At 41.1% G+C, this 19910-nt stretch carries 18 protein-coding genes; 15 read left to right on the top strand and 3 right to left on the bottom strand.

Annotation, left to right across the window (positions count from 1 at the left end; all coding sequences use genetic code 11):
- Nucleotides 1-9 precede the first annotated feature (9 nt).
- A complete protein-coding gene (locus ACO1QW_RS03585) occupies nt 10-507 on the bottom strand; it encodes an anti-sigma factor family protein (RefSeq protein WP_486255763.1) in 498 nt (165 codons plus the stop codon).
- 11 nt (nt 508-518) lie between these two features.
- Entirely contained in the window at nt 519-1106 is a 588-nt protein-coding gene (locus tag ACO1QW_RS03590; RefSeq protein WP_486255764.1) for an RNA polymerase sigma factor, read from the bottom strand.
- Between the two features lie 169 nt (nt 1107-1275).
- Here ACO1QW_RS03590 and ACO1QW_RS03595 point away from each other — a divergent pair, with 169 nt between their 5' ends.
- Nucleotides 1276-1617, top strand: a complete 342-nt coding sequence (locus ACO1QW_RS03595; protein WP_486255766.1) for a DUF6249 domain-containing protein — start codon at nt 1276-1278, stop codon at nt 1615-1617.
- A 64-nt stretch (nt 1618-1681) separates the two neighbouring features.
- Here the strand turns inward: ACO1QW_RS03595 and ACO1QW_RS03600 are convergent, their stop codons facing one another.
- Nucleotides 1682-3277 carry a S41 family peptidase gene (locus tag ACO1QW_RS03600; protein WP_486255767.1) on the bottom strand — a complete coding sequence of 532 codons (1596 nt, stop codon included), beginning with the start codon at nt 3275-3277 and terminating at the stop codon, nt 1682-1684.
- A 117-nt stretch (nt 3278-3394) separates the two neighbouring features.
- Between ACO1QW_RS03600 and ACO1QW_RS03605 the strand changes: the two genes are divergently transcribed.
- From ACO1QW_RS03605 to ACO1QW_RS03670, 14 genes are all read left to right on the top strand, one after another.
- On the top strand, nt 3395-4240 hold the full coding sequence (locus ACO1QW_RS03605; protein ID WP_486255769.1) for an N-acetylglucosamine kinase: 846 nt from the start codon (nt 3395-3397) through the stop codon (nt 4238-4240).
- Nucleotides 4241-4249: 9 nt separating this feature from the next.
- Nucleotides 4250-5071, top strand: a complete 822-nt coding sequence (gene murQ / locus ACO1QW_RS03610) for an N-acetylmuramic acid 6-phosphate etherase (protein WP_486255771.1) — start codon at nt 4250-4252, stop codon at nt 5069-5071.
- A gap of 189 nt (nt 5072-5260) precedes the next feature.
- The gene (locus ACO1QW_RS03615; protein WP_486255773.1) at nt 5261-6460 is read left to right on the top strand and encodes a T9SS type A sorting domain-containing protein; all 1200 of its coding nucleotides are present in this window, start codon (nt 5261-5263) and stop codon (nt 6458-6460) included.
- 292 nt (nt 6461-6752) lie between these two features.
- A complete protein-coding gene (gene thrA, locus ACO1QW_RS03620; RefSeq protein WP_486255775.1) occupies nt 6753-9194 on the top strand; it encodes a bifunctional aspartate kinase/homoserine dehydrogenase I in 2442 nt (813 codons plus the stop codon).
- Between the two features lie 4 nt (nt 9195-9198).
- The gene (locus tag ACO1QW_RS03625; protein ID WP_486255777.1) at nt 9199-10122 is read left to right on the top strand and encodes a homoserine kinase; all 924 of its coding nucleotides are present in this window, start codon (nt 9199-9201) and stop codon (nt 10120-10122) included.
- 34 nt (nt 10123-10156) lie between these two features.
- On the top strand, nt 10157-11458 hold the full coding sequence (gene thrC, locus ACO1QW_RS03630) for a threonine synthase (protein ID WP_486255779.1): 1302 nt from the start codon (nt 10157-10159) through the stop codon (nt 11456-11458).
- A 109-nt stretch (nt 11459-11567) separates the two neighbouring features.
- A complete protein-coding gene (locus ACO1QW_RS03635; RefSeq protein WP_486255781.1) occupies nt 11568-13013 on the top strand; it encodes a circularly permuted type 2 ATP-grasp protein in 1446 nt (481 codons plus the stop codon).
- Between the two features lie 135 nt (nt 13014-13148).
- The gene (locus ACO1QW_RS03640; RefSeq protein WP_486255783.1) at nt 13149-14090 is read left to right on the top strand and encodes an alpha-E domain-containing protein; all 942 of its coding nucleotides are present in this window, start codon (nt 13149-13151) and stop codon (nt 14088-14090) included.
- 12 nt (nt 14091-14102) lie between these two features.
- Nucleotides 14103-15047 (top strand): transglutaminase family protein, encoded by a 945-nt coding sequence (locus ACO1QW_RS03645; protein ID WP_486255785.1) that lies wholly within the window; start codon nt 14103-14105, stop codon nt 15045-15047.
- A 103-nt stretch (nt 15048-15150) separates the two neighbouring features.
- The gene (locus ACO1QW_RS03650) at nt 15151-15405 is read left to right on the top strand and encodes a hypothetical protein (protein WP_486255786.1); all 255 of its coding nucleotides are present in this window, start codon (nt 15151-15153) and stop codon (nt 15403-15405) included.
- A gap of 66 nt (nt 15406-15471) precedes the next feature.
- Nucleotides 15472-16038, top strand: coding sequence for a hypothetical protein (locus ACO1QW_RS03655; RefSeq protein ID WP_486255787.1), 567 nt, complete (start codon nt 15472-15474; stop codon nt 16036-16038).
- Between the two features lie 98 nt (nt 16039-16136).
- Entirely contained in the window at nt 16137-16955 is an 819-nt protein-coding gene (locus ACO1QW_RS03660) for a DUF3575 domain-containing protein (RefSeq protein ID WP_486255788.1), read from the top strand.
- A 131-nt stretch (nt 16956-17086) separates the two neighbouring features.
- The gene (locus tag ACO1QW_RS03665; RefSeq protein WP_486255790.1) at nt 17087-17794 is read left to right on the top strand and encodes a succinate dehydrogenase cytochrome b subunit; all 708 of its coding nucleotides are present in this window, start codon (nt 17087-17089) and stop codon (nt 17792-17794) included.
- 125 nt (nt 17795-17919) lie between these two features.
- Nucleotides 17920-19890, top strand: coding sequence for a fumarate reductase/succinate dehydrogenase flavoprotein subunit (locus tag ACO1QW_RS03670; protein WP_486255792.1), 1971 nt, complete (start codon nt 17920-17922; stop codon nt 19888-19890).
- The last annotated feature ends 20 nt before the right edge of the window (nt 19891-19910 follow it).

The following is a 19910-nucleotide window of genomic DNA, read 5'->3' on the forward strand; positions in this document are numbered from 1 at the left end:
CGACTGTAGTTACACTGCCTTCTTCTTACGACGCAGGTAACTATCGAGATACAGTAATCCCATAACAACATTTAACATTAATACCACATTGATCCAGGTGCTGTTCAGAAGAGGTTTATAATCGAAAGAAGGCAACTGGTAATTGTTATTTGAAGAAGTTGTAGAAGACCAATCGATCAATGTAAAACCATAAACAAGAAATGCAATGATGGTAACAATAAAGAATATTGCAATTGAGCGGATGATGGTTTTATTGATGTATTGTTTTGTTGCAGGTGCCGGTTGCAATCCTTTTAACTGGTCCATTACATTCATACTGAAACGCATGGATGGTTGTTCGAGTTCCAGATCTGCTTTCAACAGCTGATTGATCTCTTTCAGCTCACTGTACTTTGCACGCCATATTGCATCGGTAGCGATCATTTGCTCCACAAACGCTACTTCTTCTTTTAAAGAAGTACCATCAATATAACCCCAGATCTTTTCTTCCATTTGTTGCGTATCCATACAAACGATTTTTAAGAATGAATATAATCTTCCACTTCAACCGCAAAATGCTGCTCCATCTTTTCTCTTAGCTTTTGCCTGGCACGATGCAGCTTCACTTTTGCATTGTTCGGTTGTATTCCCATTATCAAACCAATTTCTTCAAGGCTTTGTTCGCCTTTATAAAACAGCATCAACAGTTTTGCATCATCGGGTGGGAGAAGGGCAATCGCATCGTTCACCATTTTGATCTTCGATTTTTCTTCCACCATATTTGCCTTCATACCTGCATCCTGCTGATCGGCGAATTCAAATACATGATCCTGATCGATGGAATGCACCTGCAATTTTTTCTTTCGCAGAAAAGTTAAACACAACGATGTTACAATGGTATATAACCATGTGCTGAATTTTGCATCGCCACGATAATCATTCAAACAACGATAGGCTTTCACAAACGCATTTTGCGCCAGCTCTTCCGCATCTTCACGGTTTTTTGTATATCGCAGGGCAATGGTAAATACGAACGACTGGTAACGGTTAACGATAACCTCGTATGCCCGTTGGTCGCCCTTGAGCACCCGGGTGATGATCTCCTTATCCGTTGAGCCATTGTCCATATCCTTGATTTAGACGCCTGCTTAAACCTGCCGGTTACAGTTCTTTATTAAAGTTGAAAAGATTTTTTGAATCGGTGCTTTTAAAAATTTTCTCAAAAATCTGTAACCGGGCAAAATAAGCTGTAGTCATAGATGCTGTACACATTTTAAAAACGAAAAATCAATTATTATGGGTCCTGCTGAAGTTTTAATTCCGATACTGGTTCCGCTGGGAGCAATGGCATTGGCATTTGGTCTGTTCTACTTAAGGAATAAAGAAAACATGTCGATGATCGAAAAAGGGATGAATCCGAAAGAATTCGCCAACCGCCCTGCACCATATCGTAACCTGAAGTGGGGTTTGTTGCTGGTGGGTGCAGGTATTGGATTATTCCTTGCTTATGTTCTCCACACGTATGTTTTAAAGATCGACGAAGAAAACCCGGTGATGTACTTTTCAATGATCGGCATTTTTGGAGGGCTTGGCCTTATCCTTTCATACCGTATCGAGAAAAAAGAAACGCTGGATTAATTATAACAAGCAACAACCTTATCAGAAGAAGAAAGCCTCCCGTTATTGCCGGAGGCTTTCTCGTTTATTTTTTTAGCTCGAGCAAAGCCCTGTTTACAAGAGGATCGTAGAAGTTGCGCATTTTCACATAACCCTCGGTATGCCAGATAAAACGACTCAGTGAATTAATAAAATTCTTCTTCACGGTTAATTGTTGTTTTTCTGTAAGAGCTGAAAAACGGGTACTGTCTTTTGTTAAAGAAGTACTGATATAGTTATTGATCGAAGCATCGGTATTTACGTATTGCTGTAACGCTGCCGGATCTTTTAATTTGTTAAGTGCGGCTTTGTTCTTGATAAAATAAAGATAAGCTGCATCGCTTACCTGTTCACGAATGATCATGCGATTGGCTTTCGGCAACTGATCGGCTGAATCAACTGCCACATAAATATCTGGTGAAATACCACCGCCACCATAAACAATACGCCCACCTTTGGTTTTGTATTTTTTGCCGTTGTGTGCCGCCGAATCTCCATGAAATAATTCACCATTTGTTAAACGATCACTGACTTCTGAACGATAAGTTGCTTTATCTCCACGGTTGTATGGCTTCTGAATACTACGGCCGATCGGGGTATAGTAGCGTGATACAGTTAAACGGACTGCACTACCATCACTCAAGGCAAATTGCTCCTGCACCAATCCCTTTCCGAACGAACGTCGGCCAAGAATAGTGGCCCTGTCCCAATCCTGCAATGCACCTGCCAGCACTTCACTTGCAGAAGCCGATCCCTCGTCAATTAACAGAATAAGCTTTCCTTCTTCAAACAAACCCGGCCTGCGTGCCGCATAACTTTGCCTGGGATAAGATTTACCTTCGGTATATACAATCTCTTTATCGTCGCTTAGAAATTCATCAGCCATTTGCACAGCATCATCCAGCATACCACCACCATTTCCCCGCAGATCGAGAATTAAATTCTTCATGCCTTCTTTTTGCAAACGCTCCAGGTTTTGCATAAACTCTTCGTAGGTAGTGGCTGAGAACTTAATCACACGGATATAAGCAATGCCCGGTTCAATCATATAAGCTGCATCCACACTTTTGATGGGGATGATGCCACGTTGTATCGTTAATTCTATGGGCTTATCTCCACGAATCAACTTCACTTTTACATCTGTGCCTTTAGGTCCACGGAAGAATTTACGTACATCTTCTGTCTTTCTTTTTTTACCGGAGATAATAGAATCATTTGCTGAAAGAATGCGGTCACCCACCTGTAAGCCTGCTTTTTCGGACGGCCCCCTCGGCATCACAAACAATACATGCAACGTATCATTCAGCATTCCGAATTCTAATCCAACTCCCTGGTAATTGCCTTGCATATCTTCATTTACCGTTTGCACTTCTACCGGCGGAATATAGATAGAATGGGGGTCGAGCTGGTTCAGTACATCTTGTATAGCAAATTGCCCTAGAGAATCGGTGCTCACCGTATCAACATATTTCTGCTTTACTAATTCGAGGATCTCCTGCACAGGGTTTGGCTTCGACCGGCCAAAAAAAGAAGGTGCATAACTGCCCATATTGTCCCGGAGCTTGTATCCAAAAAACATCCCAATGATAAGTGATACGGATAAGAGAAGAGGCAGCCAAACTTGTACTTTCTTTTTATTCATGAACTTGTTACTGGTAAAAAGTGGGGCGAATTTCACGAAAATAAAGCATATTGCCCTCTCGGTTTTGTTCCAAATTTTTATAATTTACAGAAAAGGCCTGAAAAACGTAATAGCGGTATGAGTTCGATCAAACTAATAGCAGACAGCGGAGCAACCAAAGCAGAATGGTGTTTACTGAAGGGGAAAAAGAAAAAAACAATCTTTACACAAGGTATCAGCCCGTTTTTAATGACCAGTGAGCAGATCAGTACAATGCTCAAAAAAGAGTTGAAACAAAAGCTTGCAAAAGAACGCATTGGTGAAATCTATTTCTATGGCACTGGTTGCAGCAGCGAGCACAATATTAAGAGTGTAAAAAAAGCGTTGAAAGAAACGTTTCCTACCGCCTCAAAGATCAAAGTTGATCATGACATGATGGGTGCTGCAAAAGCACTTTGTGGTCATGAAAAAGGTGTAGCCTGCATTTTGGGTACAGGATCAAATGCCTGCTATTTTACGGGCACCCGAATTTCAAAAAATAGTCCAGGCCTTGGTTATGTTTTGGGCGATGAAGGCAGTGGCGCTTACCTGGGTCGCAAAGTAATTCAGCATTTTTTGTACAATACGTTTGATGAAGAGCTCCAGGCAAGATTTATTTCGAAATACAAAACCGATCGGGTAGAGATACTTGATAATGTGTACCGCAAGCCATTACCCAACAGGTATATGGCTTCCTTTGCGTTATTCCTTGCTGAAAACAGGGGACATTACATGGTTGAGAACATTATTGAAGATTCGTTCAACGATTTTTTCTTCAACCACCTTTATAAATTCCGTGAAAGTTGGTTGTATCCCATCCATTTCACCGGCGGTGTTGCCTACGCATTTCGAGATGTGTTGAAATCGATGTGTCATGCTTACGAGTTGCAATGTGGCCGCATCCTTAAAAACCCCATGCAGGGATTAATCGAATATCATAACTAATTTTGCAGCATGGCTGAACAATTTGTGAGAATTACTGAACAGGAATCGCACTATCATCATTTAGAGAATATGACCGCAGCCGAATTGCTGCAAAACATTAATAAGGAAGACAGCACAGTGCCTGCCGCTGTCGAAAAAGCCATTCCACAAATTGAACCTTTGGTTACCGCCATTACCGATAAAATGCTGATGGGTGGCCGGCTTTTTTATATCGGTGCCGGCACAAGCGGTCGCCTGGGTATTGTTGATGCCAGTGAATGTCCTCCCACTTACGGCGTACCGTATGGATTGGTGATCGGTATTATTGCAGGTGGCGAAAAAGCCATTACAAATGCAGTTGAGTTTGCAGAAGACAATAAAGAACAAGGCTGGGCTGATCTTGAAGCCCACAATGTTTCGGAAAAAGATGTCGTGATTGGCATTGCTGCCAGCGGAACCACACCATATGTGATTGGCGCTTTAGAAGAATGCCGCAAACGAAACATCATTACGGGAAGCATCAGTTGTAATCCGGGTTCACCGGTTTCTGCTGCAGCCGATTATCCCATTGAAGTGGTAGTGGGCCCCGAATTTGTAACTGGCAGCACCCGAATGAAAAGCGGAACAGCGCAAAAGCTGGTGTTGAATATGATCTCTACTTCTATCATGATTCAACTTGGAAGGGTAGAAGACAACCGCATGGTGAATATGCAGCTTAGCAATGAAAAACTGGTTGACCGTGGTGTGAAAATGCTCATGCTTCGCAGCGGACTTACTAACTACGATGAAGCCAGGGATCTCTTACTTACCCATGGTACTGTTAGAAAAGCATTGACCTCTATCGGACAATAGCTTTACACAATAAGCAACGGCCAATAAGCAATAGGCAAAAATCATTTTCGATTGCCAGTTGACTGTTGATTATTGCCAATTTTCTGTCCCTTTCCCGTTCATAAAAATGTAACAGCAAAAGGTTGCATTTGCTGGTAATTGGTTGTAACTTTTAAAGCCGAATTAGTAAACACCAATAAACTGCACATTATGAAAGAGAAATTTCTACTCAGCGCTTTCCTTTTGATCAACATTACCATTTCTGCACAAAAGTCTTCCTTTATTTATGCCATCAGCTCGCCTGAAAACCAAAGCAACTGGGTGAGTATTCAAATGATGAACAGCAAGCAAGGCGACATTGTACAAACAGTATTTGATCCGGCAAAAAAATATGTTGCGATTTTCGATGCAACAACCGACCGTAATATCAATGCATGGCCAACAGCTACTACGGTTGCTGCGGCTGCATTCGATGCGTCGAACCAACGCATGTTTTATGTACCGATGCGTATTCCTGAATTACGCTGGGCCGATGTTAAAGAGCCGTCGTCTCCAAAATTTTATACACTCACTTCACCCTTATTGAGTCAACTGGATATGAAAGATCCGGCAAATCATATTACACGTATGACCATTGCTGCTGATGGTTATGGTTATGCTGCAACAAACGATGGCAATCACCTTTATCGTTTCAGTACAGGCAAGAAACCCGTATTAACTGATCTCGGAAATATTGTTGATGCAGCAACGAATGGTGCGTTATCAATACATAGCCAATGCAGCAGTTGGGGTGGCGATCTTGTTGCAGGTACGGATGGTTTATTATATCTCATCACACAAATGCGAAACGTATTCAGCATCGATCCATCCACAAGATTTGCTACACACATTGGAACCATCCAAGGTTTACCTGAAAACTTTACCGTGAATGGTGCAGCTGCAGATAATGAAGGTCGTGTTGTTATCAGTTGCAGCTATGGCAATCAACCCTATTACTATCTTGATCTTACAACATTCAAAGCTGACATGGCATTTGGTACTGACAAACGAATCAATGCATCAGACCTTGCAAGTGGAAACCTTGCTTCACGTGCTGCTATCAACAATGGCCAATACATAACAGGTCGTTCTCCATTTGCCACAGCCAATCAAAAAATTGCGATGTATCCAAATCCAGTTACCGAACATCGTTTTCAACTAAGTTTTGAAGAAACCGGTAAAGGCGTTCATACCATTCAAGTATTAGATCTGTCAGGAAAAATATTACTCAACAAGATTGTAAACATCAGTGGTCCTGGTCAATATGAAGGAGTCCAACTCCAGGAAACTATGACCAAAGGAATGTACATGGTGAAAGTGTTGAACAGCGAATCAAAAACTATTTATACATCAAAATTTGTGATGCAATAGCTGGCGGGCTTTTAAGATAACAAGAGCGGCGTAATGGCCGCTCTTGTTGTATATAATCAAAAATTATTTTCAGGCTAACGCTTGTTTCATCAAAGTCACTGTTTAACTTCACACCCATAATGATAAAGACAGTTGTACATATTTATTCCTCCTCCATAGCTTCATCGGCTACTGGTACAACTACGTTTACAACAACAATCCGCTAAGCGGATTGTATATTACCATATTACCCCAAGGGCTTTAATGCTGCAGAACAGGAAACATCTTCTGATCATTTTAACGAATACTTTTTATGCTGGTTTTAAAATTTGGTGGCACTTCAATGGGAAGCGCCGAGGCAATCAAACAGGTTGTTGATATTGTAAAAGACAAAACAAAAAACTCTTCCGTAATACTTGTAGTAAGTGCAATGAGTGGCACAACAGATCTGTTGCTCAATTGCGGTACAAAAGCTGCAAACGACTATGAATCATACAAGGAAATTCTGAAGCAGATTGAAACGAGACATCTTGATACGGTGAAGTCTTTGATTCCTGTGCAACAGCAAAGCAGCGTATTGAGTATGGTGAAAAAACTTTGCAATGAAATTGAAGACATCTGCAATGGTATTTACCTGTTGAACGAATCTTCATTGCGCACCAAAGACAAACTGGTGAGTTATGGTGAACTGCTTTCTTCAACAATTATTAATGCTGCATTCAATTCAAATGGCACAAGTGCTGTTTGGAAAGATGCACGTGAACTTATTCGTAGTAATTCTAATTACAGTAATGCAATTGTAGATTTTGCCATCACCAATCAGCAGATAAAAGATTATGTAAGTGCAGCAGCGCACAAGATCATTGTTGTTCCCGGTTTTATTGCAAGTGATGCAGATAATGTTACGACTACATTAGGTCGTGGTGGTTCTGATTATACCGCAGCAATTCTTGCAGCAGCTGTTGATGCAAGTGCGCTGGAAATATGGACAGATGTAAGCGGTATGATGACCGCCGACCCACGCTGGGTTCCCAATGCAAAAATTATTCCTTCTATTTCTTACCAGGAAGCAATGGAGCTTTCGCATTTTGGTGCAAAGGTTATCTATCCACCCACTATCCAACCGGTGCTATCGAAAAATATTCCGGTATGGGTAAAGAATACCTTTGCAGCGAATGATCACGGAACTGTTATTGAACATAAATCTGAATCAAGCAATATTATCACCGGCATCTCCAGTATCAATTCATTGGCTTTATTAAGTCTTGAAGGTAGTGGTATGATCGGCATCCCTGGTTTCAGCAGTCGCTTGTTTGCGGCATTAGCAAATGCACAGATCAATGTTATTCTCATTACACAAGGTTCAAGTGAACATTCCATTTGCGTGGGTGTAGATGGGGCTTCTGCTGCAAGAGCAAAAGAAGTAGTAGACAAAACATTTGAATATGAAATCGCTACCAACAAAGTTGATCCTTTAGAGATCGAAGAAAAACTTTCCATTGTTGCCCTGGTGGGTGATCAAATGCGTCACCACACTGGTGTAAGCGGAAGAATGTTTTCTGCTTTAGGTCGAAATGGTATTAATATCCGTGCCATTGCACAGGGATCAACAGAAAGAAATATTTCTGCAGTAGTTGCAACCGATGATGTACGCAAAGCTGTGAACGTTTTGCATGAAGAGTTTTTTGAAACCATTCAGAAACAAGTAAACCTTTTCATTGTTGGTACAGGTAATGTAGGCAAAAGATTATTAGCACAGTTAAAACAACAACAAGCTTTTCTTGAGCAGCATTTGCGTTTGCATGTAACCATTGTTGGTTTGAGTAACAGTCGCAAAATGCTCATTAACGAAGCTGGTATTGATCTGGGTAATTGGGAAGAAGCAATTCAGCAAGGTGAAGAAGCAAATCTTGAACAGTTTGTACAATCGATCATTAAACGTAACCTCCGAAATTCTGTTTTTGTTGATGTTACTGCCAATGCAGTGATCGCTGATGTGTATGCATCATTGTTAGAAAAAAGTATTGCAGTTGTTGCATGTAATAAAGTGGCAGCTTCATCTAAACTCAGCAACTATAAAAAACTAAAACATCTTTCAACCGAATTCAATGCACCATTCCTGTTTGAAACAAATGTGGGTGCAGGTTTACCGATCATTGGTTCATTGAACGATCTGATGCGTAGTGGCGACAGAGTGCACAGAATGGAAGCAGTGTTGAGTGGCACACTCAATTTTGTGTTTAATCATTACGACGGTTCACGACCTTTTGCAGATGTGGTGAAGCAAGCACAGGATGAAGGTTATACTGAACCTGATCCACGTCTTGATCTGAGTGGAACTGACGTGATGCGTAAGATTTTGATCCTTGCACGTGAAACAGGCGTACAAATGGAAATGGAAGAAATTACCTGCAACGGTTTCTTACCTGAAAGCTGTATGAAAGGTAGTGTTGCTGATTTTTATGAGGCGATGAAAAAAGAAGAAGCACATTTCAAAGCCATCTATGAAAAGGCACACGCAGATAATTGCAAGTTGAAATTTGTTGCAAGCTTTAACAATGGTAAAGCAAGTGTTGGTCTGCAACACATCCCCTCGCAACACGATCTTTATCATTTGTACGGAAAAGATAATGTCGTTCTTTTTTATACCGATCGTTATAAAGAACAACCGATGGTGGTGAAGGGTGCGGGTGCCGGTGCAGAAGTAACAGCAAGCGGCGTGTTTGCAGATATTTTAAGAGCAGCTCAAAAATAAACCGATGAAAGAAGTAGAAGTAAAATGCCCGGCAACTGTTGCCAATCTTGTTTGTGGTTTCGATATTCTTGGTATGGCGTTAAGCGAACCATACGATATCATGAAGCTGAGATTGATCAATGAACCTAAAATAATCATCACCAATAAAGATGATTACGATCTGCCGACGGATCCTGAAAAAAATGTTGCGGGTGTTGTGTTATTATCCATGATGGAAAAGCTGGACGGCAACATTGGATTTGAAGTTGAAATTGAAAAACATATTAAGCCGGGTAGTGGTCTTGGTTCGAGTGCAGCGAGTGCAGCGGGCGCAGCCGTTGCCGCCAACATGTTGTTAGAAAATCGTTTTTCAAATGATGAGTTAGTACAGTTTGCAATGAATGGCGAGAAACTGGCCAGCGGTGTAAAACATGCGGATAATATTACGCCATGCATCATGGGGGGCGTTACATTGATACGTTCAATTCATCCGCTGGATATTGTTACGCTCAATTCCCCTTCTTTGTTTGTAACGGTTGTACATCCGCAAATTGAAGTAAAGACAAGTGACGCACGACAAATTCTGCGTAAAGAAGTATTACTGAAAGATGCTATCAAACAGTGGGGCAATATTGCTGGCCTTGTTGCCGGTTTTGAAAAAGGCGATACCGGTCTTATTGGAAGAAGTCTTGAAGATGTGATCATTGAACCCGTACGAAGTATTTTAATTCCCGGCTTCGATGAAATTAAAACGAGAAGTAAAGAAGCCGGTGCATTAGGTGGTGGTATTTCTGGCAGCGGGCCATCAATCTTCATGTTGAGCACTGATGAAACTACTGCAAAAAATGTCGAAGCCATTATGCAGGAAGTGTTTCAACGCCTGGGTATTGATTATAAAACTTATGTTACAACTATTTCGCAGGAAGGAGTGAAGGTAAATGGTCAATAGTTATTGACGATTTTTAAATTCTTAAATTTTCAAATTGAACTACTACAGTTTAAATAAACAATCACCGATTGCTTCATTTAAAGAAGCAACTATTCTCGGACAAGCACCTGATAAAGGTTTGTATTTTCCTGAATCCATTCCCCAGGTTGATAATGATCTTATCGCCAATATCGAAGACATCAGCAACGAAGAAATTGCTTTTCGTGTTATTAAACCATACATCAGTAATGAAATTGCTGAAGACGAACTGTACCGTATTGTTTCTGAAACTGTGAACTTTCCAATTCCACTTGTAAAAGTGAGTGAGCATATTTCTTCGCTTGAGCTATTTCATGGCCCAACATTGGCGTTTAAAGATGTAGGCGCAAGATTCATGAGTCGTTGTCTTGGTCAATTTGTAAAGAGCGCTGATAAAAAAGTGACTGTGCTTGTTGCAACAAGTGGTGATACAGGGGGTGCTGTTGCCAATGGCTTTTATAATGTGGAAGGAGTGGAAGTTGTAATTCTTTATCCAAGTGGTAAAGTAAGTAGCGTGCAGGAACAACAATTGACAACACTCGGCAATAATATTCATGCATTGGAAGTAAATGGAACCTTTGATGATTGTCAGCAGTTGGTGAAACAAGCATTTACAGACGCAGAACTTAACAAGCAATTATTTCTTACGTCAGCTAATTCTATAAATGTTGCAAGGTGGTTGCCGCAGCAATTCTATTATTTCTTTGCTTACAAACAATGGAAGGAAAAAGATCAACCACCGGTTATTTCTGTTCCAAGTGGCAACTTCGGTAATATCTGTGCTGGTATTTTGGCGCACATGAGTGGTTTGCCAGTAAAACATTTTATAGCAGCGTGCAATGCAAATGATATTGTGCCCATCTTTATGCAATCGCAGGAGTATCAACCAAAGCCTGCTGTAGCAACTATCAGCAATGCAATGGATGTTGGCAATCCAAGCAATTTTGTTCGCATACTTGAATTGTTTCATCAACAGTTTCCACAACTGAAAGAAAAATTCAGCAGTGTAAGTGTTACCGATGAAGAAACAAAACAAACCATGAAACGTGTGTATAATGAATTCAATTACACGCTCGATCCTCATGGAGCGGTTGGCTTTCTTGCGTTAGAACATTACCTGCAACAACATTCAACCGATAAAGGTATTTTCCTTGAAACAGCTCATCCGGTTAAGTTTTATGATGTGGTTGAACCCGTGTTGGAACAAACAATAGAACTTCCGGATGCAGTAAAACAAATTATTGATCGTCCCAAACAGTCAACACAAATGAATGTTTCATTTGAAGCGTTGAAAGAGTTTTTGTTGAAAGCAGTATAATTTATTTCATCAACTAAGCTGTTTTTCCTAAATTGAGCAAAGAGTTGCCTGCCGTACAGTTGACAGTACGAACGCAACTCTTTTTGCTTTATTAACACTCAAAATCAATATGGACAGCGAACTACTGATACAAAACTATCAGACCGGCCCTGCATTATTTGACGAAATGCAGGACAGCGGCCAAATAAGGCTGCCCTATCAAAAGCTGGTCGAGGAACTGAAACAGCACAACATTGACGATCTTCATCTCAAACACAAACTGGCTGGAGATCTGTTCATGAGCCAGGGCATTACATTTACTGTGTATAGCGATGATGCAGGTATTGAACGCATCTTTCCTTTCGACATTCTTCCACGGATCATTACCGCTGCAGAATGGGCTCATGTAGAAAAAGGAATTCAGCAACGCTTGAAAGCCTTGAATCTTTTTCTGAAAGACATTTACAGCAAACAGGAGATCATCAGGGATTCAGTTATTCCTCCGCAACTGATCGCTTCCTGTCCGCATTACCTGCGTGAAGTGGCAGGCATAAAAGTGCCGCATGATATTTATGTACACATTTCCGGTATTGATCTCATTCGAGGCGAAGACGGAACGTTTTACATCCTGGAAGATAACCTTCGCACCCCGTCAGGTGTATCATACATGCTAGAGAACAGGGAAGTAACAAAACGTTTATTTCCCGATCTCTTATCAAATGCAAGTGTGAGGATGGTGAATAATTATCCGCTGATGTTGCATAACAATTTAATGGCGCTATCACCAAGGCCTGTTTCTAATCCAACCGTTGTATTGTTAACTCCGGGCATTTATAATTCGGCTTATTACGAACATACATTCCTTGCACGACAGATGGGTATCCAGTTGGTGGAAGGAAGAGATCTTGTGATCGATAATCACAAAGTGTATATGAAAACAACCAGCGGTTTACAACAGGTTGACGTGATCTACCGCCGAATTGATGATGAATTTATGGATCCGCTGTTGTTCCGTCCTGATAGTATGTTGGGTGTGCCGGGCATTATGGGAGCTTATCGTAAAGGAACTGTTGCATTAGCTAATGCAGTAGGCAATGGTGTTGCAGATGATAAAGCAGTGTATGCTTATGTGCCGGCAATGATTAAATACTATTTGAACGAGGAGCCAATTCTGCCCAACGTGCCCACTTATCAGATGAGCAATGAAGATGAACGCAATCATGTGTTCGATAATATGCACAAGATGGTGGTGAAGCGTACGAATCAAAGTGGTGGGTATGGTATGCTGATGGGTAACAAAGCAACAGAAGAAGAAATGCGTTTGTTTAAAGAAGCGATTTTAAAAAGTCCGAGAGAATTTATTGCACAACCAATTATTCAATTATCAACGGTTCCTTGTTTTGTTGACGGTGAACTAAAAGCAAGACATGTTGATCTTCGTCCTTATGCGTTGTGCGGACCTGACGGCATTAAGATCGTGCCGGGTGGATTAACAAGAGTGGCGTTAAAAGAAGGTTCGCTTGTTGTAAACTCATCGCAGGGTGGAGGAAGTAAAGACACATGGGTGATAGACTAAGTAAGACGTGCAAAGTCGGAAGTACGAAGTCCAATTAGCAACAGGCAATTGGCAAAAATGCAAAGACCAACTTAGGAATTCAGAACTCAGAACTAAAAACCAAAAAATTCTAAATCTAAAAATCTTAACTCATACATGTTATCTCGTGTTGCCGATTCAATGTTCTGGATGAACCGTTATATGGAACGTGCCGAAGGTTTGCTGCGTGTTTTGCTCACGAACTATGTTTTGTCGCTTGATAAAGGACCCTATGGTGTTCATTCATGGCGGCCTGTACTGGAAACTTTTGGTAATCTATCCGATGAGGAAATGAAAGAGATCGAATATTCCTCAGCCAATACATTGCAGTATCTTATACTTAACAGGTCGAACAGTAATTCACTACGCTGCATCATTAATAAAGCAAGGGAGAATGCAAGAGGTATGCAGGATCACATTACCAAAGAAGTTTGGGAAGAAGTAAACCTCATCTATCACACGGTTAATCAACAGGGGTTAGAAAAAAAATTATCAGGAGCAGAAGCATTGCCCCTTATGGATAAATTATTGAAACTGTCATTAACTTATGTTGGCGTTATTGATACCACGATGCCACGAGGTATGGGTTGGAACTTTATGAATATCGGCAGGCTTATTGAACGTGCAGTACTTACAGCCGACGTTACCTACAAACAATTTCAACAAATAGATTTTGATCTTGATGATCACAAGGATATTCTTTATTGGCGCAATCTCTTGTTATCACTTTCGGGTTACGAGCTGCATATGAAAAATTACCAGGGCAGCGCAACAAACATGAACGTATTGCACCAGGCCATTTTCAATCATCATTTTCCGCATTCAGTTGTTTATTCTCTCTCACGCACTGAGACGCATTTAACCGAAGTGTTGGAAGAAAACGAACCTCCACAAAAACAAATGATGTACCGTGAATTCGGTCGTATTTACAGCCGTGTAAAATTTGCAGATGAAAGCTCCATCAAACAGGTTACATTGCAACGCTTTCTCCAGGATACCAAACAGGACCTGCTGAAATTTTCGCATGTATTAGGTCAACAATTTTTCTCGTACGCATAGTAATAAAACAGGATGCCCGTTTTTCAGATCCATCACGTAACAAAATATACTTACAACAGGCCTGTAAAGGAAAGTGTGAACCAGTTACGTATTTATCCCGTTGCTTCCGATCAACAGGAAATTTTACAACACGAAGTAAACATTAGCACCGATCCGGAATTATTTTTCTTCCTGGATTATTGGGGAAACCGTTGTGCCGATTTCAGTTTGCTGGCAGCACACACTTTATTGGTTATTGATAGCAGGGTGGTAGTGCGCACCATTGGCAAAGAAACGCTACCGGTTATTGAAAGTACAAGAGAAGAATTGCAACAACTTGTGGCAGCGGATTTTCAATTGCTTGAATTATCCCGACCGGAAGAAATACTTTCGGCAAAAGCCTTAGAGGAAATTGTCAATGATCTTGATTGCGAACACAAAACAGTGATGCAGATCGTTGAAGCATGCTCATCGTATATTTTTTCTGAATTCAAATACATTAAAGGCATCACCAATATTGAAACAACAGTTGATGAAATACTGGATCATCGTAGTGGTGTATGCCAGGATTTTGCTCATGTGTTGCTGCAGTTATTGCGAAGCATGGGCATTCCCAGCAGGTATGTGAGTGGTTATATCTGTCCAAATAAAAATGGCATGCGTGGCGAAGGTGCAACACATGCCTGGGTGGAAGCATATATTCCTCAACTGGGTTGGGCCGGCATTGATCCAACCAATAATGTATGGGTTACAACACATCATATTAAACTGGCGGTGGGCCGTGATTTCAACGACTGTTCGCCCATAAGAGGAACGTTTAAAGGTGTATCTAAGCAAACGCTTTCAGTTTATGTATCTGTGGGTTACGAAGATGGACATGTGTTTGAAGAGTTGAATGATGTGCAGATGCAGGTCACGGAATCAACCAAAGAAGCCGAGCGAATTGCCGCCGAAGAAGCAGCCCAGCAGCAACAGTAATAATGACAAAACAACGGGTGGTTTTACTACATAAACAATCCGTTTTTGGTCTTACATTTACTTCAGACAATATCCCAATATCTAAAACCAAATTTGTATCCACATGAAAAAGCCACTATTCTTCGATGATCAGGCACATATTGCCGAGCAATTCACAATTGTTGAAGATCATACCAGCCAGCTGGCCTTATTAGCTTTTCACAAGATCAATGCTTACAAACTTTCTTTGCAGAACCAGGCATATTGCATGAGCCGCACGGAGCTTCAACATCTCATCCAATCAACACTGCTCAACTACGTTCATCCCTGCACGGTGTTGCAAATGGTAAGTTATTTCGATGACGGCAGCGATAATTGATTTTTTATTTATCGGTTCAAGTTTGAAATTTGCAGCAGCTATCTCCTGAAAGATGCTGTGCGAAGTATGCATGATATTGAACCTTTTTACAACTGGCGCCATATATATGTGAGTGAGGAAGACGAACGCTCCCCATTCTATGGTCGTCAATACTCCGAGTTTGAATATTCTCAAACGGTTTATAATTATTATATCCACCCGCAATGGGATGAGTTTGGCAGCCGCACTTTGTACCTTAAAATATTAATGGCCGATTATGCTGAGCAGTACGCCATTATTGAAATGATAGGCGAGTGGAATGATGCCATTGAAAATGACGTGATGGAACTGAAGCGGGAAGTGATCGAAAAGCTGATGAGTGAAGGCATTTACAAATTCATTCTTATTGCTGAAAACGTACTTAACTTCCATAGCAGCGAAAAAGATTATTACGAAGAGTGGTATGAAAACTGTGCTGATGAAAACGGCTGGACCATTATTCTTAATATGCCGGAGCAAACGCAGTATGATTTCAAAAAACTTAAACTCAACCGCTACCTTGAGCTGATGCAGATCAGTGACTGGCGTGTTTATAAACCATATCACCTCTTCAAAAAAATTGATACCGAACTCAACCAGCGCTTACTAACTTAAACGGGCGGGTAAAATACCCTTTAGGAGGTATAGCATTTGTTGTTTTTTTAAATAAGATTTGCACTGGTATTTTGTTTCCAATCCCCAAACCAAATTGTATGCATAACAAAAAGATCTTTTCCACACTGCTTATTTGTGCCTTCAGCATTACTTCATTAGTTGCACAGTCAACCCTCGATGAACAGTCGGGAGGCAGTCCTGCTCCAACAAAAAAAGCACCCGAAAAAAAGGGTGATGACAAACCCAAAATGAATATCGTTAAAGTAAACCTGATGGCATTGGGTTTAAAAAACTATTCATTCCAGTATGAACGTATCCTTACAAAGAAAATATCACTGGCAGTTGGTGTAAGAACAATGCCAACGGGCAATTTACCTTTCCAGGATCAATTTGCTGATCAGATAGGAGATGGCGATCCGGATCTCGAAGCAAATATTCGTGCTTTGAAGGTGGGCAACTTTGCTATCACTCCGGAAGTTCGTTTCTACCTGAATAAAAAAGGATATGGCCGTGGATTCTATATAGCCCCATATTACCGTTATGCAAAGTTTAACTCCGATGAATTACCGGTTACTTTTGAGGGAGATGGAGGAGACAAAACGATCAAACTAAAAGGCGATATCGTAACCCATAGCGGAGGTTTAATGTTTGGTGCGCAATGGCACCTCGGCAAAGTTGTTACACTAGATTGGTGGATACTTGGTGCTCATTACGGCACAAGTAAAGGAACATTAAATGGTGTTCCGTCTTCTAGTCTTTCTGCAAACGAACAAAATGAATTGCGACAAACAATTGAAGACATTGACCTGCCATTAACTAAAATTTCTGCCCAGGTAAGTGCTAATAACGTTAAAGCATTGGTTGATGGACCTTGGGCTGGTGTAAGAGCCGGACTAACTATTGGTATTAAGTTTTAATCATTACAATAAATAATCATATTTCTAAAAGCTCCTGCTAAAGGGGCTTTTTTTATTACATTAATCATTGTTCACTGTATTTTGAAACTGTTCCTCCCCTAAATTTGCAGCGGCTCTCCAAAACAACTTTTATGACGTTCAAGCAGATGTTTACTTCTTCTATTGGAAAAAAATTAGTGATGGGCCTTACAGGCTTATTCCTTATTACATTTTTAATCATTCACGTCAGCATTAATGCCTGCATTTTTGCCGATCTGTTTAATCCCGAGGATAACGGTGAAATGTTTAATAAAGCTGCTCACTTCATGGGAGCAACGGTTCTCATCCGCATTTTGGAAGTAGGTTTAATGGCGGGCATTGTGTTGCACATTATTCAAGGCTACATGCTGATGGTGCAGAATAAACAAACAAGATCTGTTGGTTACGATAAGCCAATGGGTAACGATGGCAGCAAGTGGTATAGCCGCAGCATGGGTTTGCTGGGCACACTCATTTTATTATTTCTCGTTCTTCACTTCACTCATTTCTGGATACCTGCACGGTTTACTCATGCCGGTTTAGATATGCCAGCTAATTATGGCGGCAAAGACATGCACGATATGTTTGGTTTAATGAAAGTAACCTTCAGCCAACTGTGGGTTGTAATTGTTTACCTGCTGGGATGTTTCTCGCTGTTCTGGCATTTAATGCATGGTTTCCAAAGTGCATTTCGCACAGTGGGTGTAAGTAATAACCGTTACCTCTTATTGTTAAACACAATTGGTATTGGTTTTTCTGTGATTGTAAGTTTATTGTTTGCGTTGATGCCCGTTGCTGTTTACCTGAAATGGGTGGAATAAGATGAAATGTTGAAGCGTGCACTTTTGTTCAAGTGTGCGACGCAACAAAAGCAGAACAGATAACACAAAAGCTGACTACCAGAAAAACTACCTCTAACTTGTACCATAACCGAATTTGATACGATATGCTCAATTCAAAAATTCCTGCCGGTCCGCTAGATTCTAAATGGGAAAATTATAAAAACAGCTGTAAACTGGTGAACCCTGCCAACAAACGCAGTCTTGAAGTGATTGTGATTGGTACTGGTTTGGCCGGTGCATCGGCTGCTGCGGCTTTAGGTGAACTTGGTTATAAAGTGAAAACATTTTGTTTCCAGGATAGCCCACGCCGTGCACACTCAATTGCTGCGCAAGGTGGTATTAACGCTGCAAAAAATTATCAGAACGATGGTGACAGCACTTATCGTTTGTTTTATGATACCATTAAAGGTGGCGACTACCGTGCACGTGAAGGAAACGTACATCGTTTAGCTGAAGTGAGTGCAAACATCATTGACCAATGTGTTGCACAAGGTGTTCCTTTTGCACGTGAATATGGTGGTTTGCTGAGCAACCGTTCTTTTGGTGGTACACAAGTACAACGTACATTTTATGCTGCAGGCCAAACGGGTCAGCAGTTATTGATAGGCGCTTACCAGGCATTGGAACGCCAAGTAGCACTAGGAAACGTAACGCAATATTCACGTCATGAAATGCTGGATATTGTCATGATCGATGGTAAGGCACGTGGGATCATTGCACGTAACTTAATCACTGGTGAACTGGAACGTCATTTCGGTCATGCAGTACTGTTATGCAGCGGTGGTTACGGTAACGTATTTTATCTTTCTACAAATGCCATGGGTAGTAACGTTACTGCTGCATGGAAAGCACATAAGAAAGGAGCGATGTTTGCCAACCCTTGCTTTACACAAATTCACCCAACCTGTATTCCTGTAAGTGGCGATCATCAAAGTAAGCTTACGTTGATGAGTGAATCACTTCGTAACGATGGACGTATATGGGTTCCGAAAAAACAAGGCGATACAAGAAAGTCGATCGATATTCCAGAAGAAGAAAGAGATTATTATTTAGAGAGAAGATATCCTGCATTTGGTAACCTTGTTCCCCGTGACGTGGCAAGCCGTGCAGCGAAAGAACGTTGCGATGCCGGTTACGGTGTTGGTACTAGTAAGCAAGCCGTTTATCTCGACTTTGCTGCAGCCATTCAACGTTATGGAAAAATTGAAGCAGGTAAGCGTGGCATTAATGCCGATGCTGAAACCATTACGCAAATGGGTAAGGAAGTGGTGAAAGAAAAGTATGGTAACCTGTTTGACATGTATGCAAAGATCACAGGTGAAAATCCATACGAAGTGCCTATGCGCATTTACCCTGCGGTGCATTATACCATGGGTGGTCTCTGGGTTGATTATGAATTAATGACAAATATTCCTGGCTTATATTCTTTAGGTGAAGCAAACTTCAGCGACCACGGTGCAAACCGTTTAGGTGCAAGTGCGTTGATGCAGGGGTTGGCTGATGGATATTTTGTTATTCCTTACACGATTGGTAACTATCTCGCAGATGAGATCAGAACCAAAGCAATTCCAACTGATCATCCTGCATTTGCTGAAACAGAAAGCAAAGTGCGTGACCGTATTCATATGCTTATGAACATCAAGGGTACAAAAACCGTTGAAAGTTTTCACAAGCGTCTGGGTAAGATCATGTGGGATAAATGTGGTATGGCCCGTAATGCAGAAGGGCTGAAACAAGCCATCAAAGAAATTCAGCAGTTGAAAAATGAATTCTGGAGCGATGTACGTATTCCTGGTGACATCAACGAAATGAATCCTGAACTGGATAAAGCAAATCGAGTAGCCGACTTTATTGAGTTAGGCGAATTGATGTGCCTTGATGCCTTAAACCGTGAAGAAAGTTGTGGTGGTCACTTCCGTGAAGAATCACAAACTGAAGAAGGTGAAGCATTGCGTCATGATGATCAGTTTATGTATGTAGCCGCCTGGGAAATGAAAGGTGATCATGAATGGCAGTTGCACAAGGAAGATCTGAATTACGAGGTGGTGAAACCAAGTCAACGCTCATACAAATAATTTTAAAATCACTTTTGATT

The organism is Lacibacter sp., assembly GCF_057361365.1.